Origin of the sequence: Pelagibius litoralis, from assembly GCF_011683915.1 — a bacterium.
In the GTDB taxonomy this organism is placed as follows: domain Bacteria; phylum Pseudomonadota; class Alphaproteobacteria; order Kiloniellales; family Kiloniellaceae; genus Pelagibius; species Pelagibius litoralis.
This window is the reverse complement of record NZ_JAAQPH010000009.1, coordinates 27,448-53,864: the sequence shown is the minus strand read 5'-3', so window position 1 is coordinate 53,864 and position 26,417 is coordinate 27,448. Positions and strand designations below refer to the sequence as shown.

Sequence of the window (26,417 nt, the reverse complement as noted above, 5' to 3'; positions counted from 1 at the left end):
CCGATGTTTCCGTACTCGCCATCTTACCTTGCTTCCAATGCCTTCATTGCCTAGTTGCGATCTACTTTGATGATTTCCGTCATGGTCACGCCGAGGTGTTCCTCGACCACGACGACCTCGCCGCGGGCAACCAGGCGGTTGTTCACATAGATGTCGATGGCCTCGCCGACCTTGCGGTCAAGTTCAACCACGGCACCGCGCCCGAGCTTCAGCAACTGGCTGACCTGCATGTTGGCCTTGCCGAGAACCGCCGAGACCTGAACCGGAATGTCGTAGACCGCTTCCAGTTCCTTGGCGTTGGTTGGGGGCCGACCGCCGTCAGGCAGTTGATCTTCCTGGTTCTCTTCGGGCGGTACCTCCGCGCCATCGAGGTCCAGGTCGGCCAGGTCAAGGCTATCTTCGTCGGTCATGGAGACCTCCTCTCAACTTTCCGCTGCTATGCAGTCTCTGCCCGCCGCAGCGGCTCGGTTCCAGCCGGCGGTGCCGGCTGCGAAGTATCTTTCTGTTCAGTGCCGTCGGCCCCCGCTGTGGGGGGCGACTTGCCGTCTTGTTCCTTGGCCGCACCGAGTGTTCTGGCGATGATGCCGTCGATCTCCTGCCAGATCGCGTTTTGGTCGCGTTCGGCCCCGCCATCTGCCCACTCCACCCGAATGTCGCCGGGGCTTAGGCGGTTGTCGGCAAGAAAGACGAGCTTGCCGTTGAAGCCGCTGCGCGCGATGCAGGTGTCGATGTGGTCTTTCAGGCTGTCGAGATCCTGATCCGCTGCACGGACGACCATGCGCGGCTCTTCGCGCAGGCGTTCCAGGCAGTCTTCGACCACAGCCTGAGCCTCCATCAACCTCTCGGAGTTGCTCAGTTGCGGGAACAACTTGCGCACCACCGTCATGGCGGCGAGCAGCGATTCCTGATGATTCTCGCTGATCTTCTCGTCGATAATGCCGGCCAGAGACTCGAATCGCTCGGTCAGCGCGGCGAGGCGTTCTTCGGTCTGGCGGGCAATGCCGGCCTCTGCTTCGGTCAGGCCTGCCGCTTTGCCCTCGGCGAAAGCTGACTGTTTGGCGGCGGCAAGCTCTTCCTCGCTGAATGTCGGGGCAGGGAGTTCTTCCGCCGCGACTTCTTCAGCCGCCTTCGCTTCGGCGGCGCTGGCGAGCGCGGCCACCTCGAACGAAGTCTGGAAGAGGAATTTCTCGTATGTGTCCATGGTGTGGTCCGAAGCCCGTCTAGTAGACGAGTTCGTCTTCCCCCTTGCTTTCGCTGATCACGATTTCACCCTTGTCCGCTAGGTCCTTAGCGGTGGTCACCATGTACATCTGTGCCTCGTCGACGTCTTTCAGCCGGATCGGGCCCATGGACTGCAGGTCCTCGCGCATCATCTTCGCGGCGCGTTCGGACATATTGGAAAAGAAGAAGTCGCGCAGGGATTCGGAACAACCCTTCAGAGCGATCGCGAGCTTTGACTTGTCGGAGGCACTGAGCAAGGTCTGTACGCCACCGGGATCGAGATTACCGAGATCCTCGAAAGTGAACATCAGGGCCTTGATGCGTTCTGCCGAATCGCGGTTGCGCTCTTCCAGCGCGGTGAGGAAGCGCGATTCGAGGGTGCGATCCAGGTAATTGAAGATATCTGCCATCAGTTCATGGGAATCGCGCCGGTTCGTTTTGGCCAGATTCGACATGAATTCGTTGCGCAGGGTGCGTTCCACGTCGTCCAGAACTTCCTTTTGGACTGCTTCCATGCGGAGCATGCGCATGACGACTTCCATGGCGAAAGGTTCGGGCAGGACACCAAGAACCTTCGCGGCGTGCTCCGGCTTGATCTTCGAGAGAACGACAGCGACCGTCTGCGGATACTCGTTCTTGAGATAATTGGCGAGCACCATCTCATTCACATTGGCCAGCTTGTCCCACATCGTCCGGCCGGCCGGGCCACGGATCTCTTCCATGATGCCGTCGACCTTGTCTTTGTCGAGAACCTTGGCGAGCAGCCTTTCCGTGCTGCTGTAGTTGCCGGTGACCGAGCCGGTTGTGGAAATCCGATCCGCGAACTCGACCAGCATCTGCTCGATCAGCTCGGAAGTGACGGTGCCGAGATTGGCCATGGCCTGGGAGAGTTCCCGGATCTCGTCGTCTTCCATCATGCCGAACAGGCGGGCCGCGTTGTCTTCACCGACGGCCAGCATCAGAAGCGCGGCCTTGTCCGGGCCACTCATGCTTTGTAGGTCTTCGCGCGCCATTGTCGATTCTTCTCCGGCCTAGGTTTCGGCGTAGAGCCAGCTGCGGATGATGCCGACTGCCTCTTCCGGGTGCTTTTCAATGATTTCGGCAATCTTGCGAACCGAGGAGGCGCGCACCCGGCCTTCAACCTGGTTCAGGTCGATCATCTGGTCGATCTCGCTTGCGATGTTGTGTTGCTCGACCACATTGCCGTCGGCATCGACCCTGGTTGCCACGGCGGTTGCCGGGTCGCCAGCCAAGCGGGGTACGGGTTGACCGTCGGGGCCGGTCAGGGCGGCTTGAGCCGGATCCCCCGACAACTGAGCGAGGGCGCCTTCGGCACCGTCGGTTTCGTCGACCTCCAGAAGCCGGCCGAGCAGCGGACGTACGACCAGCAGCAGTACGAGAATGGCCACAACACCCAAGACCAGCAACTCAGCGGCCCGCATAAAGTCGGATTTGGAAAGGCCCAGGAACTGGGTGTCGATGGTGCCGTCCGAGCCGTCAAGCTGAACGAAGGGCATTTCGACAACATCAATGGTGTCGCCGCGGGCCTCGTCGAATCCGACGGCGGAGCGAACCAGGGCCTTGATTTTCTCGATCTCTTCTTCCGGGCGGGCTTCGTAAGTCGTCTGACCTTCCGCGTCGACCGTAGTCTTGCCGTTGACCATGACCGCGACCGAAAGGCGGCGTACCATGCCAGCCTCCCGGATATGGGTCTTCACGGTCTTGGTGATTTCATAGTTCACGGTTTCTTCGGTACGCGATGTCTGGCTTTGGCTGCCGTTGCCGTCGTCAAGGTCGGGCAGGGCGTCCGGCAGGTTGTTGCCGACGGTTACGCCAGCCGGGGCACCGTCCTGACTGTTCGCGTTCTCCTCCACGACCTGGGTCGAACGCACCACCTGGCCGTCGGGATCGAAGATCTCCGCATTCTCGGTGATCCGGTCGAAGTCCATTTCCGCCGAAACCTGGGCCCGGATGTTCCCGGCGCCCAGGGACCGCGATAGCAGCTCCTCGATCGTACGCACCATGCGGGCCTCGTAGCCGACCCGCATCTCCTCGGCGCGCGAGGCAGACTGCTCAACCGCGCCCTCTGCGGCGCCGCGGGCCAGCAGGCTACCGCTGTCATCAACGATGGAAACCATGGAGGGCTTCAGGCCGGGAACCGCCGCCGCGACCAAGTGTTGGATCGCCGAGACCTGCTGACGGTCGATGCCCCGCGCACCACCGATCATGAGTACGATAGAAGCACTTGGTTCCTGGCGATCACGGCTGAACAGTTCGCGGCGCGGCAGGACGAGGTGGACCCTTGCCTGCTTTACATTGGAAACCGAGCGAATGGTCCTTGCCAGTTCCCCCTCAAGTGCACGTACATGATTGATGTTCTGAACAAAGTTGGTCGTGCCCAGCCCTTCGGAGCGGTCGAATATCTCGTAACCGATTGAGCCGCCGCTGGGTAAGCCTTCCTCGGCGATAACCAGACGTGTACGTCCGACCTGATCCTGCGGTACGAGGATTTTGCCGCCGTCTTCCGTGATGCGGTAGGGGACATTCATCTGCTCCAGGCGCGCGGTAATCTGACCGCTGTCCTGCGCGTCAAGGTCGGCGTAGAGCAGCGACATCTCCGGGGAAGCCAGACGGCTTGTCAGATAGATGAAGAACGCGATGATACCGGCCGCCACCGCAGCCATAGTGCCCAGCCTGGCGGGACCCAGGTTCTTCAGCGTCTCTAATAGAGAGTTCAAAATGTACCGTCCTGAAACATTACCGACCTTAGAACGAAGTCCTCGACCAAAAAGACCTCGGAAGCCAGCGGCCTCGGTTCATCGTATTGGCTGGCTTATGTTTTTCAGGCTAGGGGGTTCCGGTAAATGTGCCGTTAACGGCGGGCAAATATTGCCTACTCGGTAGGAATTTTTTTCCGCCCTCGAGGCGGCGCGGCAATGGACCGAAGGATAGTCGGAGAAGGTCGGCGGCGGTGAGCGCGATTGGGTTAATTTATAGGGCTGCAGCGTTAACCTGTTGCCGCCGGTTCAGGAGCCGGAGTGATTGTCGTCTACCTTCTCCGTGGCGGTCATCCGCCCGGTAACCCGACGATATTGCTGCAGCCGCGTCGTCCGCAGGCCACGCATGCCGTGCTTGTCGATCAGGCTCTGCCAGGACAGGAACTCCTCGACGGAGAGGCTGTAGCGTTCGCAGGCTTCCTCCAGGGTCAGGAGGCCGGCGCGTACGGCCGTCACGACCTCCGCCTTGCGACGAATCACCCAGCGCCGCGTGGACGGCGGGGGAAGGTCATCAAGGGTCAGCGGCTTGCCTGCCGGACCAATGATGTTGTTGGGCCTACCTGAGCTGTCGGAGTACATCAAACAGTTCCCGTGGTTCATCACAATCTCTCATCACTTACAAGGATAGGCCGCTGCTGTTTAAAATTCGCTAAATCAGGTAGTTAAGGCTTGCTTTAGAGAACTTGAAGGCTTCCTTAATGACCCGACCGCCGCTAACGCTAGGCTTAGCGCCGGTCGGGCCCTAGGCTGTTAACTTATCGTTTCACACGGATCAGCTCTTCGAGCATTGAATCCGCGGTTGTGATCACCTTGGTGTTCGCCGAGTAGGCGCGCTGGGTGATGATCATCTTGGTGAACTCCTCCGCCAGATCGACGGTGGAAGCTTCCAGCGCTGCGGGGGCGATGTCACCAGCTCCGCCGGCGCCTGCAAGGTTAAGCTGGAAGTTGCCAGAGCGGTCGGTTTCCAGATAGACGTTGCCGGAGCGGGCTTGCAGCCCGTTGGGATTACGGAACATGCCCAGGGGCAGCTGATAGATGTCCTGTCTCTGCCCGTTATCGAAGACGGCTGTCACGATTCCCTCATCATTGATGTTTATGCCGGTGTAGTTGCCGAAGCGCACGCCGTCCTGGTCGATGTTGCCGATGGTGAAGTTACCGCCGAACTGGCTCAAGCCGTTCGTGGAACCGATGGTGCCGAGATCGACGGTGATTACCTCATTGCCGGCACCGGTGGTGAAGCCGGTAAGCGTGATGGTGGGCGTGACTGGTGAGAACGCCGAGGGCGAGCCAGTGGTACCGTCGAAGATTATGGCACCGCTACCCACGGCAGTGCCGGAGGACGTGGCGCCGCCGTCAAGCGTGGGGTCCGATGCGGTCCAGGTCCACTCGTTGGCAGTTACCTTGGTGAAGGTGATGTTCATGTCATGGGAGTTGCCCAGCGAGTCGAAGACCTGGGTGGTTACAAAATGAGAGTCACCGTCGGCGGCATTTGAAGGCAGGTTGAGGCCCAAGGAAATGTTGGTCGTTGCCGCGGCACTGCCTGAAAGGTTGGCAATATTCACGGTGGAAAGGCCGGTGAAGGTGCTGGAACTTGGCGGCGCAGTCCCGTTGCGCAGGTCGTAGCCCTGCAGGTAATAGCCCGCCGCATTCACCAGGTTGCCGTTCTCATCCGGATTGAAGGAACCAGCGCGGGTGAAGTAGAAGTCGTCGCCGAACCCTGGGTTGGCGGACTCGTTGACGACGAAGAAACCTTGTCCTGCGACGGCCAGGTCGGTGCCGGAAGCTGAGCCCTGGAGCAGGCCCTGGCGATCGATGAAGGAATAGGGTGCAGAAGAAACGCCGCCAGGGGTATGCGTCGTCTGGGTCGCCGCCTGCGTGACCAGGGTCGAAAAGCGCGCGCTCACGCCTTTATAGCCGACGGTGTTCACGTTGGCGATGTTGTCGGAGATCATGCCCAGGGCATTACTCTGGGCCGCTAGGCCCGACACACCGGCAAACATTGCGCCGTAGATACTCATGACTTCGTCTCCTTGGTTACAGCCGGGGTCGTGCTGTTGCTGGGCATGCCCCGGACCTGAATATCGACTCTCAATCTCTCATTCTGTCTTGTCGCACCGCGCTAGCTATCGGCGGGCGGATCGGTTTCCTCGTCCGGTGTCTCTTCATCCGGTGTCTCTTCATCCGGCGTCTCTTCATCAGGCGTCTCTTCATCAGGTGTCTCTACGGCCGCGGTCTGCTGGACCGATAGAATCTTGGTGAGTTCAATCTCCAGTTCACCGATCTCGACGATCACCTGACCATTGACCGACTTCACGCCGGTGACCTCGCCGGCGGTTCCCTGCACCAGCGGCACCGGTTTGTCGTCAGCGTCGATCGCGGTGACCAGGAAGCCATAGAGACCGTCCTCCAGCGGTTTACCGTCGTCGTCCAGGCCGTCCCAGACCATTTCGTTGGACCCGAACTCTGTGCCGCCTTCAAGCGTGCGGACGGTGTTTCCGAGTTCATCGATGATCAGGATGTTGGTTTCCGCCGCTTTCGCCCCCAGTTCGTAGTTGATGGTCGACTTGCCGTCCTGAAGCATCAGGATGATGCTGTCGGCCGATACGGTCTTGCCGATATAGGCCGCCGCATCGTTCAGCTGGGCGGCGCCTTGCAGGGCGATCAACTCATCCAGCTTGCCATTTGTCGCAATCGACTGCTCCACGCCGGTGAACTCCACGAGCTGCGAGGTGAATTCGTTGGCGTCCATCGGGTCCAGCGGATCCTGATACTGCAGCTGGGTGGTCAGCAGGGTCAGGAAGGTATCGAAGGTATCCGCAAGCGAGTTGCCGTTGCTCAACCCGCCGTTCTCAGCGTCAATGAAGGGCACCCCATTTACCGGTGCGCGTGTTTGGCCGATTTCCATGTTGCTTTCCTTCCCGACCTAAACCCGGATATCGAGTGCGCCGTCATGACCTGACAGGGCCGCGGACGCTGGTGGTGGTGCCATTGATTCGTCGGGTTCGCCGGAGACACCATCCGGCTGCGCCGATGCTTGTCCCCCCGATTGTTCCTGACCCGGCTGCTGCTGGCCCTTCAGATTGAAGCTGAGGCTTCCGGAATCTGTTTTTACGCCGGCTTCCTGCAGGGCTCTTTCCAGCCCGCGGGCGTCGCGCTGCAGCAGATCCAGGGTTTCAGACCGCTCGGCCGAGATGACCGCGCGCAAGACGCCGTCGGTGCCGTTCTCCATCTTCACCTCGACACGGCCAAGTTCTGCCGGGTGAAGCTTGATGTTGATCTGCTCCTTGCCGGCGGCGCTGGCTTTGTGTACCTGCACGGCAATCTGCTCGGCCGGTGCCGAAGAACTGCTGCCACGCGCCGTTGTCAGGCTATCGGCGAAAGATGCGTTCTGAACCGAGCCACCGCTCAAGCCGGGCGCGGCCGGGCTCGTCGAGGGCATCTGGGCGTTGCCGCCGGTTGCACCAGGGGCCCCGGACCCAAGCGGCCCCGGAGCCCGTACCTCACCGGCAGTTTTGTCTGTGCCTGCGGTTGGACCCGAAGTGGCGGAGTCTGTCATATGGCCCGGCTTGGCGCCCTGCGCACTCGGGTTCGATTGAGCGCCGATGGCTGGGGTGCCCGGCTGACCGGCTTTCTTCTTCGCCGGGTTGCCGTTGTTTAGGGCAGGGGTCCCAGGCTTGGCTTCTTCCGCCAGGACAGTCGTGGCTGCTGCACCCCCAAGGGCCGCCGAGGGCCGAGAGGTAAGGCCGGCATTGGTGACAGTGACCGATAGGTCTTCCGTGGTGCTACTGGGTTGCGCCGTATTAGCCGTACCGCCGGTGTTCTGCGCTGTTGGCTGGCTGGGCTGTGCCGCCGCGGTCTGCTTCGCAGCGGCCAGCGGTGCCGTCTTCTCGGCAGTATTTTCCTTGGCGGCCGGCTTGGTGGGGTTACCGGCCCCTTGAGCGGCCGCTGCAGCACCTTGCGTGACAGCCTGAGTCGGAGAGGCGTTCGTTGCCGCCGTCTGACTGGCCGAGGCCGCCACGCCGCTGGAAATTGTTTGGCTCGTAGCAGCACCCGGCACCGCTGGGGTTGTGGGCACATTGGCGGCCTGGGCTGCCGTGCTGTCAGTGGCCGGCGCAGTACCAGCCACACCTTGACTGCCAGCGCCCGCTTCGGTGCCTGGCGATTCACCCTCAGTCTTGGATCCGGCATCGGCCGTGCTGTTGGGTTGTTCCGCCGGTTCTTTCGGCTGCTCACCAGGGGAGGCCTGGTTTTGGCCTTCAGGAACGTCGGCCTCATCGCCCGGGGGGGCGTCAGCTGCGACCACAGGTTCCCCGTCGTCGTCCTGCCATCCTTCGTCATCGCCGCTATCATCGCGACCGACAGGCGGCTCATCCCGGTCGCGGTCCCGATGATGGTCATCCGCCCGATAATCATCCCGGTGGTCGTCCCGCCGGTGGTCGTCCCGGTAGTCATCGCCGCGCTCGCTTGCGGGCGGAGGTGCGTTCTCGTAACGCGCCTCTTCTTCGCGCAGTAAAGTATCGAAGAGACCGTCACGGGAATTCTCCCTGGGGGCCGAGGAGCCGGAGCCTGGAGGTGTGAAGAAGTCGGGATTGTTCACTTGCATCGCTTGATCTGCACGCTTTCGTTCAAAGGGACGGTGGGGATTTCCAGGCGGCTAAGCAGCGTGAATCGTCAGGCGATTGCCGGCAGCCTCAACGCGTCGCAGCATGGCGGCTTCCATTGCAGACATGTCCTCGCCTTCCGCGAGACGCTTATCCACCTCGACCCAGGCATCGCGCAGTGGCTTCAGAACGTCGATGATCTGTGCGGCGCCTTGCGAGTCGCTATGGATGTTAACGCGGATCAACTGGCCGAGAATAAAGCGATAGATGCTTCCCAGCTGCTCGGCGATCTCGCCGCCCTTGTCCATATCCAGGCCAAGGTGAAGGGTAGCGACAATTTCGGTCACTACGTTGATGCGATTGCAGCGTTCCTCGATCTCGTTATCGCTGATCGCGTTGATGGCGGCAGCGAGGCCGTTGATGGCTTCGTCATAGAGCATCACCACCAGGCGCGTGGGGCGCGCCCGGGCGACTTCGCTACGGAATGCGTCAGTTGCTATAAGCGGCATGATCTCTCTCCGTGTTGCTTCCAGAACAGCGAGCCGTGGTTTGCGCTCTTGGCGGGCCCGGTCGCCGGACCGGCCAGCGACATCCGTCTGGTCAATCCAATTCTGATGAGATGAAAGCAAGCCCCGGGCCAGTTTGCTGAAACCAAGCAAGGTGATTGATTCTGTTATAGAAAATGATGCGCTCTACGCACTAACTCGGCGCGAAGACGGATTTTACCCTGCAGTTCTTGCTGCCAGGCGGACAAGCTTGCCGGGTCCGCCGGTTCGCTATCGGCTTCCCCGCAGGGCCGTGTGCCGCTTTGTAAGGAACCGAGCCCCGAGGTCTTTAAAGACGCCTGAGATCAACAGGCCTTTCAGATGGGGCAGCCTGGCCACCGGAGATTCATAAGGTGCGTAGCGAAGGTGTATTGGCTCTGCCATCGCGATGGTTGCTCGCCTGAAAGGGGAATTGTTTGCCTCCATGAAGCTGCAGCTTTTTCCGGCAGCCGCAGTTTTTGCCGCTCCGTAAATGCCAAGGGTGTCATTTAAATAATTGTTTTATATATGAAAAATTTCGAATCGGGAATTTGGCATGATCTGTGCTGAATGCCTGTTGCCCGACTGCGATCGTGCCTCTTGGCGGTCCAGCGCTTGTAAACGGCAAGCAGGTTTCGGGCCTCTGCCCTAGCAGGATATTGGAGTGGACCATGCCTACAGTAACAACCAACACAGCCGCCAACTCAGCGCTGCGGTTCCTTAACTTCAATTCGATGCAGTCCGGATCGTCGGTCTCGAAGCTGGCCTCCGGCTCGCGCATCGTGAAGGCGTCAGACGATGCCGCCGGCCTGGCAGTCGGTACGCGGCTGCTGGCCGACGTGACGGTACTGCGGCAGTCCTCGGTGAACGCCGCCCAGGGCGCTTCGGTGCTGCAGGTCGCCGACGGTGGTCTGGCCCGTATCAGCGATGTGCTGCAGCGGATGAAGGCCCTGGCGGCCCAGTCCCTGTCGGGTGTGCCCTCGGATACTGAGCGCGGTTTCATCGATGCAGAGTTTGGGCAACTGACCGAGGAAATCACGGCGATTGCCGAAACCACGCGCTTCAACGGCTCTTCGCTGCTCGATGGGTCGGGTCAGACGCAGCAGAATTTCTTCGTCGGCAGCGAGGCGGGTGACAACATTACCGTTACCTACTCGGCCCTGGCTGCGAGCGTCGATTTCTACGTAGCGACAGCTCTGGGGATCACCGCTGCAGTCAATGTGGCGAGTGCCACTGGCGCCGTGGTGGCTATGTCGGTGGTGGATCGGGCGATCGATCTTATTTCAGAATCCCGGGCCACGGCGGGTGCCTTGATTTCGCGATTTGAGTTCCGCGGCCAGCAGATCGCCACCTCTTTGGAGAACATCGAGGCGGCAAAGTCATCGATCATGGACGTCGACCTAGCGGCGGAACAGAGTAGATTGGTCTCCTCCCAGGTCCTTGTGCAGGCATCGGTTTCGGCGCTATCCCAGGCGAACGAGCTGCCACAGGCGCTCTTGAGACTACTTCAGTAATAACCTCGTTGGGCAGAGGTGAACGGGGCGGGCAACCAGGTCAGGTTGCTCGCCCCGATCTTTTTCACCCTCAGGCAAGGCTGTTGCGCCTTCGGCGATACCGGGCGGCGTGTGTGCCGCTCAGGAAACGTCCTACCGCTGGGCAAAGCTTTCCGGGAGGGCAGAAAGAACTGCCCCCCTGTCGACCGGATATCACGGAACAGTTCCGGTTTAATTATTTAAGCTATTGTTTTTAAACATTAATAATCGATATCCAGAGTTGGCACGATCTGTGCTCATAACCCTATGTCCCTTGGCGCATTGCATTCTGCAGGTGCGGGGCTTCGGCAGGCAGCCGGTTCCCGGGCACTGGCCCTAGCAGGTAATTGGAGTAGACGATGCCTACAGTAACGACGAATACCGCCGCCAATTCGGCTTTGAGGTTCCTGAACTTCAATTCGATGCAGTCCGGCTCTTCCGTCTCCAAGCTGGCCTCCGGCTCGCGTATCGTGAAAGCATCAGATGATGCCGCCGGCCTGGCCGTCGGTACCCGGTTGCTGGCCGATGTGACGGTGCTGCGCCAGTCATCGGTGAACGCCGCGCAAGGTGCCTCGGTGCTGCAGGTGGCCGACGGCGGCCTGGCGCGCGTCAGCGATGTGCTGCAGCGCATGAAAGCCCTGGCGGCCCAATCCCTGTCGGGCGTGCCCTCGAATACTGAGCGCGGTTTCATCGATGCGGAATTCCAGCAATTGAAGCAGGAAATCACGGCGATTGCCGAGACCACCCGTTTCAACGGCTCTTCGCTGCTCGACGGAACCGGCCAGTCGCCGCAGAACTTTTTCGTCGGCAGTGAAGCCGGTGACAACATCTCCGTATCCTACTCTTCTTTGGCGGCGGCGGCCTCTGCCTTCACCGCTACGGCCATAGGCCTGATGGCTACGGCGGCTCCGGCGGCTGTGTCGACGGCGACGGCGGCGGCGTCAGCCATGGGTGTGGTCGATGCGGCCATCGACATCATTTCCGAGGCCCGGGCGACGGCCGGTGCGTTGATTTCCCGGTTTGAGTTCCGTGGTCAACAGATAGCCACCTCCCTGGAGAACATCGAGGCGGCAAAGTCGTCGATCATGGACGTCGACCTAGCGGCGGAACAGAGTAGATTGGTCTCCTCCCAGGTCCTTGTGCAGGCATCGGTTTCGGCGCTATCCCAGGCCAACGAGCTACCGCAGGCACTGTTGAGACTGCTGCAGTAACAACGCATTTCCGCGAGGGGGCGTTCGTCAAAAGGCCCAGTCATAGTGGCCAGGATCGCACCTCTAGGACAAGATTATGACGTTGTCGCTATAGTGGAAACATTATCGCTATAAGAGTTTTGCATCGGCAGGCTCTACCGCTTAAGCTTGAAAAGCGGCAGATTTTGCCCAGGTAGCTGGGCAAAATCTGCCGCTTTTTCAATTTCATTTCTCGTGTTTTCTGATAGCAAGTGCCGATAACATATTGCTGTAAAACAATATCAATCTATGGGCGCGGAATCTGGCATCTGTTTTGCGGAGTAGGCGACAGGCATCCTGTGCTGGGTCTGTCCAGCGTAGGGCCATAGGGGTTTGTCCAAGTAGGACGAACAATGCACCTCACTGCAGGAGGCGGTGGGGGCACTTCAAGTAGAAGGAACAAAACTATGCCTGTTGTTGCGACAAATACGGCGGCTAATTCCGCCCTTCGTTTTCTGAACAATAACACTGCCAACGCAGCGAGCTCGGTAAGCAAGTTGGCTTCCGGCTCCCGCATTGTTAAGGCCTCCGACGACGCTGCCGGCCTAGCCATTGGCGCCCGTCTGATGGCCGACGTGACGGCCTTGACCCAGGCGGGGATCAACGCCTCCCAGGGCGCTTCGGTGGTGCAGGTTGCCGACGGCGGTCTCGGCCGTATCGGTGATGTGCTGCAGCGTATGAAGGCGCTGTCGGCTCAGTCTCTGTCGGGTGTTCCGACCGATACGGAGCGTGCCTTCATCGACGCCGAGTTTCAGCAGTTGTTGGGCGAAATCAGCGATATTGCCGAGACGACGCGTTTCAACGGTGCCTCTCTTTTGGGTACGGCTGGCGCGCCGGCAGCCGACTATTTTGTCGGTACCGACGTGAACGATACCATCACCGTCGACTTCAGTACCCTTGCCGCTTCTGCGACCAGTTTCACGTCTCGGGGATTGGGCTTCGTTGGGTCTGCAGGCGCTGGTACGGCTTTTGTGACGGACGTTGCGACGGCGACGGCGGCGGGTGTCGCGATGGCTCGAATCGACACGGCGATCAATACGATTTCCGAGTCCCGGGCCACGGCTGGCGCTTTGATTTCCCGTTTCGAGTTCCGCGGTCAGCAGATCTCCACCTCGCTCGAGAACATCAATGCGGCCAAGTCTGCGATCATGGACGTCGATCTGGCGGCTGAACAAAGTAAGTTGGTATCAAACCAGGTCCTTGTTCAGGCGGCGGTTTCCGCCGTCTCGCAGGCCAACCAGATCCCGCAGTCTCTGTTGCGGGTGCTCCAGTAAATTCGATAAGAAGTACCTTTTTTGGGGGGCGCCGGTTTGCCGGCGCCCCCTTTTTTTGTTGTTGTTGGTCGATCGAGTAGTCCGGCTGCGCCAGGCATGACTATTTCCGTGGCGGAACGTCTTCAAGCAAGGGCATCGATGGGCCCGCCGTCGCGACAGGTATGGCGGCCGGTTCAATCCCCACCCCCGTTTCCAGATGACAATACCCCGGGCGTCTGCCGATACAATCGGTCTGACTCGCCGAAGCGTCGGTGATATCTGGTGCGTTGATTTCCAGTTTTGAGGTCCGTGCTCAGCAGATCACTGCTTGGCGCGATGACATCAACACACTGAAATCCTCTCCAAAAAAAACCTTGTGCAGGGCCAGGGCTCGGCGTTCTGCCGGGCCAATAAGCTGTCCCAAGTCGTCTGAAGAACACCGTAGTGGCCGGTCGCAGGCCCGGATGCGGTGCGCTTGGTGCTGGGCAGTCGCTTTCATCGCTGGCGGTCTCCCTGGCACCGTCGTGAGAATAGGAACCCGCAGGCGGCAGAATTTGCCGCATCGTGGCCCTTGGTCGGCAAATCTTGCCGAGCAATCAGGTAGATATTGCCGATTTGGACAGATAGAATATCTATTTAATTACTCAACTGACATATATAAATGATTATAAATAAATAACTTTTCGTCATAGTCTTAATGATGGCATCCGTTTTGCTCAGTGCTTGCCGGATCTTTGCGCCCGGACTCCGTCCGACGCAGATCTCCGGGATGCCCAAGTAGGGCGTCTCCCGTACCCCGCCGCAGGAGGTGGTGGGGACGCTTCAAGTAGAAGGAACAAAACTATGCCTGTTGTTGCGACGAATACGGCGGCCAACTCGGCCCTCCGTTTTCTGAATAATAACTCGGCCCAGGCGGCCGGGTCCGTGGGTAAGCTGGCTTCCGGCTCCCGCATTGTTAAGGCTTCCGACGATGCCGCCGGCCTGGCCATCGGCACCCGTCTGATGGCTGATGTGACGGCCCTGACCCAGGCGGGGATCAATGCCTCGCAGGGTGCTTCGGTGGTGCAGGTTGCCGATGGCGGTCTCGGCCGTGTCGGTGACGTGCTGCAGCGTATGAAGGCCCTGGCGGCCCAATCGCTGTCCGGCGTTCCGACGGATACGGAACGTGCCTTCATCGACGCCGAATATCAGCAGCTGGCGCTCGAAATAACGGACATCGCTGGTACGACCCGCTTCAATGGCGCTTCGCTTCTGAACGGCGCCACTCCCGCTGCCACTCAGGCGGACTATTTCGTCGGTACCGACGTCAGCGATACCATCTCGGTGACGTTCTCTGCCTTGGCGGGCAGTGTCGCGGGCTTCACGGCCGTTCTGCTCGGCATTACGGGCAGCGTGGGGACCTCTGGTGCGGCTTCCGCGTCGATGGTTGCCATTGACCGGGCGATCGATCTGGTTTCCGAAGCCCGGGCGACGGCTGGTGCGTTGATTTCGCGTTTTGAGTTCCGCGGTCAGCAGATCGCCACCTCGCTCGAGAACATCGATGCGGCCAAGTCTGCGATCATGGACGTCGATCTGGCGGCGGAGCAGAGCAAGCTGGTCTCCAGCCAGGTGCTTGTTCAGGCGGCGGTCTCGGCCGTGTCGCAGGCCAACCAGATCCCGCAGTCTCTCTTGAGAGTGCTGCAGTAGGTTAAGGCGCCGGCCAAGTAGGCCGGTTGGGATTGTTCGCTGCAAGAAGCGGCGGACGCAATGACTTCAAGTAGAAGGAATTGAGATATGCCTGTTGTTGCTACGAATACGGCGGCCAACTCGGCCCTCCGTTATCTGAACAATAACTCTTCAGAGGCTTCGGCCTCCGTGGGTAAGCTGGCTTCCGGCTCCCGTATTGTTAAGGCCTCCGACGACGCCGCCGGCTTGGCCATCGGCACCCGTCTGATGGCTGACGTGACGGCCCTGACCCAGGCGGGGATCAACGCCTCCCAGGGTTCTTCTGTGGTGCAGGTCGCCGACGGCGGTCTCGGCCGCATCGGTGATGTGCTGCAGCGTATGAAGGCCCTGGCGGCCCAGTCTCTGTCGGGTGTGCCGACCAACACGGAACGTGCCTTCATCGACGCCGAGTTCCAGCAGCTCAAAAGCGAGGTCACGGACATTGCCGAGACGACGCGTTTCAACGGTGCCTCTCTTCTGGGTACCGGTACGACCGCGGCGCCTGCTGCTGCAGCAGCCGATTACTTTGTCGGTACCGACGTGAGCGATACCATTACCGTCGACTTCGATACCCTTTCCGCTGCTGTGAACGATTTCACGTCTACGGCATTGGGCTTTTTCGCAACGGCTCCGGCGGCTGTGTCGACGGCGACGGCGGCGGGCGTCGCGATGGGGCTCATCGATACGGCGATCAATACGATCTCCGAGGCCCGGGCGACATCCGGTGCGTTGATTTCGCGTTTTGAGTTCCGCGGTCAGCAGATCGCCACCTCGCTCGAGAACATCGATGCGGCCAAGTCTGCGATCATGGACGTCGACCTGGCGGCTGAGCAGAGCAAGCTGGTGTCCAGCCAGGTGCTTGTTCAGGCGGCGGTCTCCGCCGTGTCGCAGGCCAACCAGATCCCGCAGTCTCTGTTGCGGGTGCTCCAGTAAGCATTGGACTAGGTTAAGGCGCCGGCCAAGTAGGCCGGTTGATTTTGCCCGCCCCAGGAAGGGGCGGGCGGCAAGACTTCAAGTAGAAGGATTTTTGATATGCCTGTTGTTGCTACGAATACGGCGGCCAACTCGGCCCTCCGTTATCTGAATAATAACTCGGCCCAGGCTTCGGCCTCCGTGGGTAAGCTGGCTTCCGGCTCCCGCATTGTTAAAGCCTCTGACGATGCCGCCGGCCTTGCCATCGGCACCCGTCTGATGGCCGACGTGACGGCGCTGACCCAGGCGGGGATCAACGCCTCCCAGGGTGCTTCGGTGGTGCAGGTTGCCGACGGCGGTCTCGGCCGTATCGGCGATGTGCTGCAGCGCATGAAGGCCCTGGCGGCCCAGTCCCTGTCGGGCGTTCCGACGGACACGGAACGTGCCTTCATCGACGCCGAGTTCCTGCAGTTGGAAAGCGAAATTACCGATATCGCCGGTACGACCCGCTTCAATGGCGCTTCGTTGCTGGATGGTGGGGCGGCGGCGACGACAACGGCGAACTACTTCGTCGGTACGGACGTTTCCGATACCATCTCGGTACGCTTCGCCGATCTGGCTGCTGCGGTGAGTGGCTTTACGGCCACGGCGATCTTCACGACCGCAGCGATCACTGTGGCTTCTGCCACGGGGGCCGCGGCGGCAATGACGTTGATCGACAATGCGATCGATATGGTCTCCGAGGCCCGGGCGACGGCGGGTGCGTTGATTTCCCGTTTTGAGTTCCGCGGCCAGCAGATCGCCACCTCGCTCGAGAACATCGATGCGGCCAAGTCTGCGATCATGGACGTCGACCTGGCGGCTGAGCAGAGCAAGCTGGTCTCCAGCCAGGTGCTTGTTCAGGCGGCGGTTTCGGCCGTGTCGCAGGCCAACCAGATCCCGCAGTCTCTGCTGCGGGTGCTGCAGTAAGCATTGGACTAGGTTAAGACGCCGGCCAAGTAGGCCGGTTGAGACTGTTCGCTGCAGGCAGTGGCGGACGAAACGACTTCAAGTAGAAGGATTTTTGATATGCCTGTTGTTGCTACGAATACGGCGGCCAACTCGGCCCTCCGTTTTCTGAATAATAACTCGGCCCAGGCGGCCGGGTCCGTGGGTAAGCTGGCTTCCGGCTCCCGCATTGTTAAGGCTTCCGACGATGCCGCCGGCCTGGCCATCGGCACCCGTCTGATGGCCGACGTGACGGCGCTGACCCAGGCGGGGATCAATGCCTCCCAGGGTGCTTCGGTGGTGCAGGTTGCCGATGGCGGTCTCGGCCGTGTCGGTGACGTGCTGCAGCGCATGAAGGCCCTGGCGGCCCAATCGCTGTCCGGCGTTCCGACGGATACGGAACGTGGCTTCATCGATGCCGAATATCAGCAGCTGGCGCTCGAAATAACGGATATCGCTGGTACGACCCGTTTCAACGGCGCTTCGTTGCTGGATGGTGGCGTTGCTGCCTCGACGACGGCGAACTACTTCGTCGGTACGGACGTTTCCGACACGATTTCGGTGACGTTTTCTGCTTTGGCGGGCAGTGTCGCGGGCTTCACAGCCGCTCTGCTCGGCATTACGAGCAGCGTGGCGTCCGCCGGTGCTGCTTCTAACTCGATGATTGCCATTGACCGGGCGATCGATCTGGTTTCCGAGGCCCGGGCGACGGCCGGTGCGTTGATCTCGCGTTTCGAGTTCCGCGGTCAGCAGATCGCCACCTCGCTCGAGAACATCGATGCGGCCAAGTCTGCGATCATGGACGTCGATCTGGCGGCTGAGCAGAGCAAGCTGGTATCCAGCCAGGTGCTTGTTCAGGCGGCGGTCTCCGCCGTCTCGCAGGCCAACCAGATCCCGCAGTCGCTGCTGCGGGTGCTCCAGTAAGCATTGGACTAGGTTAAGGCGCCGGCCAAGTAGGCCGGTTGATTTTGCCCGCCCCAGGAAGGGGCGGGCGGCAAGTCTTCAAGTAGAAGGATTTGAGATATGCCTGTTGTTGCTACGAATACGGCGGCCAACTCGGCCCTCCGTTATCTGAATAATAACTCGGCCCAGGCTTCGGCCTCCGTGGGTAAGCTGGCTTCCGGCTCCCGCATTGTTAAGGCCTCTGACGATGCCGCCGGCCTTGCCATCGGCACCCGTCTGATGGCCGACGTAACGGCGCTGACCCAGGCGGGGATCAATGCCTCCCAGGGTGCTTCGGTGGTGCAGGTTGCCGACGGCGGTCTCGGCCGTATCGGCGATGTGCTGCAGCGCATGAAGGCCCTGGCAGCTCAGTCCCTGTCGGGTGTTCCGACGGATACGGAACGTGCCTTCATCGATGCCGAGTTCCAACAGTTGTCGGCGGAAATTACCGATATTGCCGATACCACCCGTTTCAATGGTCAGTCGTTGTTGGGTAGTGCTAGTACGGCTGGCGTGGCAATCGCCGATTATTTTGTCGGTACCGATGTTTCTGACACCATTACCGTCAACTTGAATACCCTTTCCGGTGCTGCGGCCGACTTTACGGCTACAGCATTGGGCCTGGTTGTTACGGCCGGCGCTTTTGGTGTCGGTACTGCGGCATCTGCTGGAAACGTGATGACCCTCATCGACACGGCGATCAATACGATCTCCGAGGCCCGGGCGACATCCGGTGCGTTGATTTCGCGTTTTGAGTTCCGCGGTCAGCAGATCGCCACCTCGCTCGAGAACATTGATGCGGCCAAGTCTGCGATCATGGACGTCGATCTGGCGGCTGAACAAAGTAAGTTGGTATCAAACCAGGTCCTTGTTCAGGCGGCGGTCTCCGCCGTATCGCAGGCCAACCAGATCCCGCAGTCCCTGTTGCGGGTGCTTCAGTAGTCTAGGTTTCTGGCCAAGTAGGCCGGTTGATTTTGCCCGCCCCAGGAAGGGGCGGGCGGCAAGACTTCAAGTAGAAGGATTAAAATTATGCCTGTTGTTGCTACGAATACGGCGGCCAACTCGGCCCTCCGTTATCTGAATAACAACTCTTCAGAGGCTTCGGCCTCCGTGGGTAAGCTGGCTTCCGGCTCCCGCATTGTTAAGGCCTCTGACGATGCCGCCGGCCTGGCCATCGGCACCCGTCTGATGGCCGATGTGACGGCCCTGACCCAGGCGGGGATTAACGCCTCCCAGGGTGCTTCGGTGGTGCAGGTTGCCGACGGCGGTCTCGGCCGTATCGGTGACGTGCTGCAGCGTATGAAGGCCCTGGCGGCCCAGTCTCTGTCGGGCGTTCCGACGGACACGGAACGTGGCTTCATCGACGCCGAGTTCCAGCAGCTCGTCGGCGAGATCACCGATATTGCCGATACCACCCGCTTTAATGGCCAGTCTCTGCTGGGCACTTCGAGTACGGCCGGTGTGGCAATCGCTGACTACTTCGTCGGTACCGATGTCTCGGACACCATCACCGTCAACTTCAACACGCTTGCGGCGACGTCTAATTTCACGTCGACCGCTCTTGCGGTTGCGGTGTCAGTGGATACCGCGGGAGGGGCCTCGGCGGCGATGGCGGCCATCGACACGGCGATCAATACGGTCTCCGAAGCGCGGGCGACATCCGGTGCGTTGATTTCGCGTTTCGAGTTCCGCGGTCAGCAGATCGCTACCTCGCTCGAGAACATCGATGCGGCCAAGTCCGCGATCATGGACGTCGATCTAGCGGCTGAGCAGAGCAAGCTGGTCTCCAACCAGGTGCTTGTTCAGGCGGCGGTCTCGGCCGTGTCGCAGGCCAACCAGATCCCGCAGTCTCTCTTGAGAGTGCTCCAGTAAGCCGGGAGCTAGCTTGGGTTTTCAGTTTGGGGGCGGCGTCATCCGGCGTCGCCCACCGCTGAGCCGGGGTGGAACCCGAGCCCGCATAAGGAGGGCTTTGTACCATGGATACGAAACTCTTGGCGTCAACGACGCTGGTCGCGCCGCAATCCCATAGCCAGACGCGATCCAGCGTTCCGGCGCCCAGCGTGGCGGCTGGCGAGGCGTCGGGAAAGATTGCCGCTGCCGCAGCGGTGTCCGGCCCGGTATCGGCTATCGAGGATAGTGGATCGGCTGCCGCCGGCGCATCGATCCAGAACGCGGTTTTGCGCCAGTCTGCACCGAACTCTGCACTGACCACATACCGCGATCAGGAGAGCGGGCGTCTGATCGTCCGCGTGTATGATCGTGAGAGCGGAGATGTTTTGGTCGAATTTCCACCTGAGAAGGCATTTCGCCCAGCCGGGAACCCGCCGGCGAGTGCTGTGGGGAAGCCCAGGACCACCATTTTGGCATAACTTAACTCATTGATAACCAATAATTCTTAATGAAATTTAAGCGATTGGGGCAGTAGCATTGGGCGGATAGGAGGAGTCTGATGGTTGCAGGTACCCAAGGCACAGTTTCCTTTATAGGAAACTCCCCACTTCTGACCGGTTCGTTTTCCGGTCTGGACACGGCTGCCATCATCGAGGCCTCGCTGGCCGTCAAGCGGATCCCAATCGACCGCTTGAACAACCGGATTTCCGAGAACGACACGCGCGCCGCGGCTTTCAACGAGTTCAAGGCGCTGCTGGAAACCATGCAGTCGGCGGTTAACGGCCTGCGCAATCCGCCGGGCTCCGTCGGCATTCTGAACAATATTTTCGAGCAGAAGTCTGCCTTCGCCTCGTCGGACACGACCACGCCGGCGACCGATATTCTGGGCGCCACGGCGACGAACAATGCCGCGTCCGGCACCTACGAGATCGAGGTCCTTCAGATCGCCGAAGCGCACAAGATCTCCAGCGATACCCTGGCTGACGTGACGACGGATCTGAACGTAACCGAGACCCTGACCATCAACCTTGCCGGCGCCACCGCCGAAGAGACTGCGAACATTGATATCGTCCCGGGTATGACGGCGTCCGACGTGGTCTTTGCCATCAATGCGGTCAGCGGCACCACCGGTGTTCGCGCTTCGGCGCTGAAGATTGCGGAGAATGACTACCGCATTGTCTTCACTGCCGAAGAGACCAACAAAAATATTGAGCTCACCGGCGCCAATACCCTGATCGCTCTGAACGCCACAACGCCTACGGAGCTTGAGGCAGCCCAGCCTGCCCGACTAAGGCTCGACGGCATTGCCACGATAATCGAACGCGATAACAATGAGATCGACGATCTGATCGACAACGTCACTATCGATCTCTTCAAGGCGGATGTCGATGGGGCTGGTGATCCTATCACCACCGTGACTCTTGAGATCGAAGCGGATCTCTCCGGGGTCCGGGCGCAGATCGACGCCTTTGTCGCATCCTACAACGACGTCAAACTTTTCATGCAGTCCCAAAGCGTCGTCTCGGAGGAGGGTGAGGTCGACGCCTCGGCGATCCTCTTCGGCGACACCCTGCTGCGCTCCCTCGGCCGGGACCTGGGCACCGACCTCGCCGAACTGGTGGGGGGGCTCGATCCCTCCGCGCTGTCGACACTGCGTAACATCGGTATCGAGATCAACGAGGCGGGCCTGCTGACCATCGACGAGGGAACGTTGAACTCCAATCTGGTCGATAAAATCGATGAGGTGCGCGGCGTCTTCGAATTCGGCTTCCAGGCCAGCTCGCCGGACATCCGCATGGTTGCCCGCGGTGAGCTGCTGAACGTCGGTGACTTCACCATTGTCGACCCCGGCGGAGCGGTCGACGGGACGAACCTTCAGGTCGGCGGCGTCGATGCCTTCGAAGTTGATGGCGGCTTGCTGCGCGGTTTGGACGGGACGGCCTATGAAGGCATGGTCCTGGCTTACAACCGGGACACCACGGATGCAGGTGCCGCCCCCCAGAACATCGATATCTCCACCAGCCTGGGCATCGCCGAACGGCTCTTCCAGCGCCTTGACGACTATACCAATCAGGGCAACGGTCTGATCACCGAGGAGGTCAACCGTCTGGCTGGGCAGAACGAGGATTTTGTCGACGAGATCGAAACGATCCAGGCGCGCCTGGTGATCTTCCAGAACAAGCTGATCGAAAAGTACGCGGCCATGGAGCGGGCGATCGCCGCTGCTGAAGCGGCCTCCAGCCAGCTGAAGGCTTTCCTGAATGCCGGCGACGACTAAGTGGCCGCTATCGCCGCTTCCCCAGTTTATGTTCGAGGTTCGGGAACTTGACGCAGTCCTATAACGCCCTTTCCGCCTACAAGGCGGCCTCCAAGATGGTCAGCTCCCTGGGGGCCGTGGTCCTGCTCTATGATGCGATGATCAAAGAGGTGGCCGAGGCCAAGACGGCGATCGAGGAAGGGCGGATCGAAGACCGCTTCAACGCCACCCAGAAGGCCTGCAAGATCCTGGTAGGGCTGCAGTCGCACCTCGATTTCGACAAAGGCGGCGACGTGTCGCTGATGCTGGATCAGTTCTATCACACGATCTTCCGCGACCTGCAGCAGGTCAACATGAAGAACTCCGCCAAGGGCTGCGACGAAATCATCACCGCCTTGAGTGAAGTGCGGACCAGCTGGTCGGAACTGGCCAAGAACGAGCAGCGCACCGGCTCCGCCGACGGCAAGCCCCGCCAGGCCCAAGCGGCCCAGGAACCCGAGAAACCGGTCGACATCTCCTCGCTGACGCTCTCGATCTGAAAAGGGCTGGCCGGCGTTTCAGCCTCACTTTTCGGCATTTTCTCGCTCCCGGTGGTCTGTCCGGTGATCAAGTTAACGCCTGGAAAGGTTCTTTTAGTAAATGATGGCTTAACTTGCTGGTAGCGGGCCCGATGTCGATCCCCGGTCGTGTCGCCGCTCGATTGCATCTTTCAGCATCTGATGAGCAGGACAGTATGAGCTACGAGCAGGCGGCCCAAGAAGCCCGGCAATCTCCCAAATCCAAAAAAAGCGGTAAAAAGGGTCGCCGTGGCGAAGGAGCGGGCGCCAAACCCCTGCGCAACACCGATAAGATGGTCGCGGCGGCGCGTGAGAAGCTGAAGGCAAAGCGCCCGAAGGAAGCTATCAATTTTCTGAAACGCGCTTTAAGCGCTGATCGTGGCAATGCGGTGATAATGGCACTTCTGGGCAGAGCCTATATTGAGTACCGCAAGTTCGATGAAGCGCGCAAGATGATAAGAAAGGCGGTCGAGGCCGGTCCGCAGGAGCCTGAGGTCCATCTTCAGCATGGCAAATTCCTGCACGGTTGCGGTCAGATGGATCAGGCCGCAAACGCCTATACCCAGGCGTTGCAGCTTAACCCGGAATATGCGGATGCTTACCGGGAACTGGCGGTCCTACTGATTGATGCCGGTGTGCTCGACCAGGCTGTTGAAGCGCTGGTCATGGCGATAAAGCTGAATCCGCAGGATGCGGCCGCATTCTACCATCTCGGTCTGGTCAAGAAGATGCAAGGGAAGGACGGGGAGGCGCTCGAAGCCTACGGCGTCGCTGTCGGGATCAGGCCGGACTACGCGGAGGCCCTGGTCAATCTCAGCAAGATCGCTATCGACAACGGGAAAATGGAACTCGGCGAGCGGTCTTGCCGCAGGGCGATCGACGCCGACCCCAAGCTGGGTCAGGCTCACGTCAATCTCGGAATGGTCCTGCGGGAGATGAAGAGGTTCGACGAGGCTCTGGTTCATGCCCAGCTGGGCGCTGATCTGGACGAGTTGAGCGGCGCCGCACAATCCAATCTCGGCAACGTCTATATGGATTTGCATCAGTACCAGAAGGCAGTGGTCTGCTTTCGCAAAGCCATGGAATTCCACCCGAGCTTTGCCAGCAGCTATTTCAACTACGGCAACGCGCTACGTTTGCTCCACGTTCTCGACAGGGCCCATGCGGCCTATGAAAAGTCACTTGAGTTGGAGCCGGAGCGCGGCGAGTTTCATCACAACCAGGGGCTTGTCTACCAGGAACAGGGACTACATGAGACGGCTCTTGAGAAGTTCCGCCTGGCCCATAAGCTCGCACCAAAGCACCTTGGCCTGGAATTCTCGCTGGCTCGTTCGCTATGGCATAACCGCCAGTTCGAGGAATCCTGGAAGCATTTTGACGCTGGCCTGGCCGCTGAGCTGAGATTGCCACATCGACGATTCCAGGTGCCGCGTTGGCAGGGCGAGGACATCCCCGACAAGCGCCTTTTGGTCTGGCGCGAACAGGGCGTCGGTGACGAGGTTGCTTTCGCCCGGCGCTTCCGCAATGTGATCGACAAAGCCGGTGCGACGGTTATCGAGGCGGACAAACGTCTGGTTTCGCTGTTCAAACGTTCATTTCCGGATGCCACTTTCCTGCCTGAACGGCTGGATTCTGCTAACGATTGGAACCGGAACGACTGCGATCTCCACTTGTCGGCCGGTAATCTGCTTCAGTATTTTCCTTTTACACAGGAAGAGCTGGAATTAGTTCACTACCCGGAAGACGATATCGAGGCGGCCTTCGTCATAGGGGAGCGCAGCAAGGAGGCCGAGGCTTATCTGGTGCCTGACCCCGAGCGTGTCGAGGAGATGAAGACCAGGCTCGCCGAGCTACCCGACGGCCTGAAGATCGGTGTCTGCTGGCGAAGCCAGTACAGCCATCGCGACCGCGACATTCACTACACCAAGCTCGAGATGTGGGAGCCGATCCTTCGGATTCCCGGCATCACCTTTGTCAATGTTCACTATGAGCAGAGTGAAGCTGAACTGCAGGCGGTCGAGGACGAAATTGGCATCAGGGTTCACCGCTGGCCGGATCTGGATCTCAGGAACGATCTGGAGGGCGCCTTTGCTCTCAGCTCGCAGCTCGACATGGTGATTTCAACCTCCACCTCACCGGAACGCATCGCCGATGCTGTCGGTGTCGAGGTCTGGTTGATGACGGCTGGTGGCCGGCAGCCGATGCAGCCGCCGGAAGGCGAGTATGCTGTGAAGAACCGCATCGTCTGGCGGCGTCACTGGACGGAGGATTGGAAGGTCCTGATCGCCCGCATGGCCCGGGCTTTGGAAGCGAGGCTCGAAGCGAACCGCTGAACCAAGGTTCGTGCCGTTGCGACGAACGAAAGAGGGCCCGCATTAAGCGGGCCCTTTTTTTGGTTTTGCGCTTGGTTGGGTTTCCGCCTAGAGCAGATCCTGGTCGGATGGAATCGCCGGAGGCGATCCATCGACCGGGTGAATCTGCTCTAACTGTTTGATGGCGATCGGATTCACATGTTTTGGCGCACATCCGATCTAGAGAGTATGGCGCACGTCGTAACGATCATTGGTCATGATGTGCTGCCAGGCCAGGCGGTTGGTCGTGTCGATGAAGATCGGCGCACGCATGTTCACCGAGGTCTCAAAGCTGCTGCCGAGCTTGCGGAAGGTCGCGATCAGCATGACGGCGCAGTCCGCGGGGGCTATGCCCAGTTGCTGCTGCGCGGCCTCGACGTCCTTGGTCTCGATCAGCGCGGCGGCCGGATCGTAGGGCAGCACGATGAAGGAAAGGTCGGTCGGCTCCAGCGCCTGCAGCAGCATGAAGCTGGATTGCGTCTCGCTGGGCACCATCGCCAGGCCAAAAGACTGATAGCCGACGAAACCCGGAATCGCTTTGGGAAAGGTTAAGGCCTGATTAAGATCGAATTCGATGGTCCCGAAGCGGGTATCGATCGTCTTTGTCTTAACCCCTTCGGACGGCGTTGCCGAGGCGATCGCTCCAGGGGCGGCTGGTGCTGCCATCTTGGCTGCCATTTGTTCGCGGGGCATGGTTAACTCCTTACTCTTGACGGCCCTATTATCGCCGCTATCTGGTTACGAAATCGCTATCTCAGGTAATTTAAAAGGCTCAGCTGGCTGATCCGCGACAGCGACAGGTAAGAGCCCTGAAGCTGTACTTCGTCCCGCGCAAGGCGGGTCGTGACCTCGGCGATGTCCACTTCTTCTAGAACCGAGACCAGGTTGCCGGCGTAGGTCAGGTAATCGTCGTGGCCGCCGCTGGCGGCCTCCAGCACTTTGGAACTGGCGCCGATACGGCCGCGAACGTCGCTGAGCCCGTCGACGGCGGATTTCATCATCGTATAGGCCTCTTCGAGGACCGTGACGTCCAGATTGGCGCCGGCATAATCCATGTAGGAAAGCGCGCGCAGCATCTCTTCGAAGGCCGGCTCATCAGCCGTGATGCCATAGTCGGTCTCGAAGGTTTCGTCGGTTCTGACCGTCAACGTCACGTTGTCGCCCTGATAGTAACCGGTGTCCACGTTGAAGACGCCCGGCAGGCCGGCCTGGGGCGTATAGGCCGCATCGCTCAGGTCAGCGGCCGCGCCATCGGTTTGCGATCCGGCGAAGAGATAGCGGTCTTCGTGTTGGGTGTTGAGCAGGGATTCCATCTCTGCAAGGAAGGTGGCGGAGAATTCCTGCAGCGGCACATCATTGATGTTCTCGCCGGAAATGGCCGAGCTCATGATTGCCAGAACTTCGGTGGAACGCTGCACCATGATCGCGACGGAGGATTCCATGATCCCCAGCCGTGTCAGCGCCTGGTCGATGTTACGGTTGAATTGTGTGGATCGGGCCACTGAGCGTTCGATGTTCACCAGCTCGCTGGCATCTGAAGAGATGGCGGAATACTGCTGAGCACGATAACCGCTGGCCATCTCGATCTGCCGCTCGGCCACCTGTCCCTGGGTGCGCATGGTATAGGACATGGTCAGCTGGTACTGCGCAAAATCTGCAACGCGAAACATCAGAAGCCTC

Annotated in this window: 24 protein-coding genes; 13 read left to right on the top strand and 11 right to left on the bottom strand. The window is 60.1% G+C overall.

The genetic code is table 11. The annotated features are described in order from the left end of the window. Window positions 1-50: 50 nt before the first annotated feature. The 9 genes from fliN to fliS (HBA54_RS12825) form a co-directional block, all read right to left on the bottom strand. Window positions 51-410: a flagellar motor switch protein FliN gene (gene fliN / locus HBA54_RS12865; RefSeq protein ID WP_167225151.1), complete on the bottom strand. Its 360-nt coding sequence runs from the start codon at window positions 408-410 to the stop codon at window positions 51-53. A 26-nt stretch (window positions 411-436) separates the two neighbouring features. Beyond that, entirely contained in the window at window positions 437-1,201 is a 765-nt protein-coding gene (locus tag HBA54_RS12860) for a FliH/SctL family protein (RefSeq protein WP_167225149.1), read from the bottom strand. A gap of 19 nt (window positions 1,202-1,220) precedes the next feature. Beyond that, window positions 1,221-2,234, bottom strand: a complete 1,014-nt coding sequence (fliG, locus tag HBA54_RS12855; protein WP_167225147.1) for a flagellar motor switch protein FliG — start codon at window positions 2,232-2,234, stop codon at window positions 1,221-1,223. Window positions 2,235-2,252: 18 nt separating this feature from the next. Then, window positions 2,253-3,959 carry a flagellar basal-body MS-ring/collar protein FliF gene (gene fliF / locus HBA54_RS12850; RefSeq protein WP_167225145.1) on the bottom strand — a complete coding sequence of 569 codons (1,707 nt, stop codon included), beginning with the start codon at window positions 3,957-3,959 and terminating at the stop codon, window positions 2,253-2,255. Between the two features lie 288 nt (window positions 3,960-4,247). Continuing rightward, window positions 4,248-4,577, bottom strand: coding sequence for a CtrA inhibitor SciP (gene sciP / locus HBA54_RS12845; protein ID WP_167225143.1), 330 nt, complete (start codon window positions 4,575-4,577; stop codon window positions 4,248-4,250). Between the two features lie 176 nt (window positions 4,578-4,753). Further along, on the bottom strand, window positions 4,754-6,016 hold the full coding sequence (flgE, locus tag HBA54_RS12840) for a flagellar hook protein FlgE (RefSeq protein ID WP_167225141.1): 1,263 nt from the start codon (window positions 6,014-6,016) through the stop codon (window positions 4,754-4,756). Between the two features lie 101 nt (window positions 6,017-6,117). Then, on the bottom strand, window positions 6,118-6,903 hold the full coding sequence (locus HBA54_RS12835) for a flagellar hook assembly protein FlgD (RefSeq protein WP_167225138.1): 786 nt from the start codon (window positions 6,901-6,903) through the stop codon (window positions 6,118-6,120). Window positions 6,904-6,921: 18 nt separating this feature from the next. Beyond that, window positions 6,922-8,601, bottom strand: a complete 1,680-nt coding sequence (locus HBA54_RS12830; protein ID WP_167225136.1) for a flagellar hook-length control protein FliK — start codon at window positions 8,599-8,601, stop codon at window positions 6,922-6,924. Between the two features lie 51 nt (window positions 8,602-8,652). Then, window positions 8,653-9,108 (bottom strand): flagellar export chaperone FliS, encoded by a 456-nt coding sequence (fliS, locus tag HBA54_RS12825; protein ID WP_167225134.1) that lies wholly within the window; start codon window positions 9,106-9,108, stop codon window positions 8,653-8,655. Window positions 9,109-9,794: 686 nt separating this feature from the next. Here fliS (HBA54_RS12825) and HBA54_RS12820 point away from each other — a divergent pair. The 13 genes from HBA54_RS12820 (at window position 9,795) to HBA54_RS12760 (ending at window position 24,719) form a co-directional block, all read left to right on the top strand. After that, window positions 9,795-10,637 carry a flagellin gene (locus HBA54_RS12820; RefSeq protein WP_167225132.1) on the top strand — a complete coding sequence of 281 codons (843 nt, stop codon included), beginning with the start codon at window positions 9,795-9,797 and terminating at the stop codon, window positions 10,635-10,637. Between the two features lie 377 nt (window positions 10,638-11,014). Further along, window positions 11,015-11,866 (top strand): flagellin, encoded by an 852-nt coding sequence (locus tag HBA54_RS12815; protein ID WP_167225130.1) that lies wholly within the window; start codon window positions 11,015-11,017, stop codon window positions 11,864-11,866. A gap of 371 nt (window positions 11,867-12,237) precedes the next feature. Next, the gene (locus HBA54_RS12810) at window positions 12,238-13,158 is read left to right on the top strand and encodes a flagellin (protein ID WP_322096035.1); all 921 of its coding nucleotides are present in this window, start codon (window positions 12,238-12,240) and stop codon (window positions 13,156-13,158) included. An 822-nt stretch (window positions 13,159-13,980) separates the two neighbouring features. Next, window positions 13,981-14,823, top strand: coding sequence for a flagellin (locus HBA54_RS12805; protein ID WP_167225126.1), 843 nt, complete (start codon window positions 13,981-13,983; stop codon window positions 14,821-14,823). 87 nt (window positions 14,824-14,910) lie between these two features. Then, complete coding sequence (locus HBA54_RS12800; protein WP_167225124.1) at window positions 14,911-15,774, top strand: flagellin; 864 nt, start codon at window positions 14,911-14,913, stop codon at window positions 15,772-15,774. A 99-nt stretch (window positions 15,775-15,873) separates the two neighbouring features. Beyond that, window positions 15,874-16,722 (top strand): flagellin, encoded by an 849-nt coding sequence (locus HBA54_RS12795; protein WP_167225122.1) that lies wholly within the window; start codon window positions 15,874-15,876, stop codon window positions 16,720-16,722. Window positions 16,723-16,821: 99 nt separating this feature from the next. Next, a complete protein-coding gene (locus HBA54_RS12790; protein ID WP_167225120.1) occupies window positions 16,822-17,664 on the top strand; it encodes a flagellin in 843 nt (280 codons plus the stop codon). A 99-nt stretch (window positions 17,665-17,763) separates the two neighbouring features. Then, on the top strand, window positions 17,764-18,624 hold the full coding sequence (locus tag HBA54_RS12785; protein ID WP_167225118.1) for a flagellin: 861 nt from the start codon (window positions 17,764-17,766) through the stop codon (window positions 18,622-18,624). An 87-nt stretch (window positions 18,625-18,711) separates the two neighbouring features. Further along, the gene (locus HBA54_RS12780) at window positions 18,712-19,554 is read left to right on the top strand and encodes a flagellin (RefSeq protein ID WP_167225116.1); all 843 of its coding nucleotides are present in this window, start codon (window positions 18,712-18,714) and stop codon (window positions 19,552-19,554) included. A 104-nt stretch (window positions 19,555-19,658) separates the two neighbouring features. Next, entirely contained in the window at window positions 19,659-20,051 is a 393-nt protein-coding gene (locus HBA54_RS12775) for a FlaG family protein (protein ID WP_167225114.1), read from the top strand. An 80-nt stretch (window positions 20,052-20,131) separates the two neighbouring features. Further along, window positions 20,132-21,850 carry a flagellar filament capping protein FliD gene (gene fliD, locus HBA54_RS12770; RefSeq protein ID WP_167225112.1) on the top strand — a complete coding sequence of 573 codons (1,719 nt, stop codon included), beginning with the start codon at window positions 20,132-20,134 and terminating at the stop codon, window positions 21,848-21,850. Window positions 21,851-21,897: 47 nt separating this feature from the next. Beyond that, window positions 21,898-22,368 (top strand): flagellar export chaperone FliS, encoded by a 471-nt coding sequence (gene fliS / locus HBA54_RS12765; protein WP_167225110.1) that lies wholly within the window; start codon window positions 21,898-21,900, stop codon window positions 22,366-22,368. Window positions 22,369-22,562: 194 nt separating this feature from the next. Beyond that, window positions 22,563-24,719: a tetratricopeptide repeat protein gene (locus tag HBA54_RS12760; RefSeq protein ID WP_167225108.1), complete on the top strand. Its 2,157-nt coding sequence runs from the start codon at window positions 22,563-22,565 to the stop codon at window positions 24,717-24,719. A 198-nt stretch (window positions 24,720-24,917) separates the two neighbouring features. On the opposite strand, the gene fliW is transcribed toward HBA54_RS12760, so the two are convergent. Next, the gene (gene fliW / locus HBA54_RS12755) at window positions 24,918-25,430 is read right to left on the bottom strand and encodes a flagellar assembly protein FliW (protein WP_167225106.1); all 513 of its coding nucleotides are present in this window, start codon (window positions 25,428-25,430) and stop codon (window positions 24,918-24,920) included. 56 nt (window positions 25,431-25,486) lie between these two features. Then, window positions 25,487-26,407, bottom strand: coding sequence for a flagellin (locus tag HBA54_RS12750; RefSeq protein ID WP_167225104.1), 921 nt, complete (start codon window positions 26,405-26,407; stop codon window positions 25,487-25,489). Window positions 26,408-26,417: the final 10 nt, after the last annotated feature.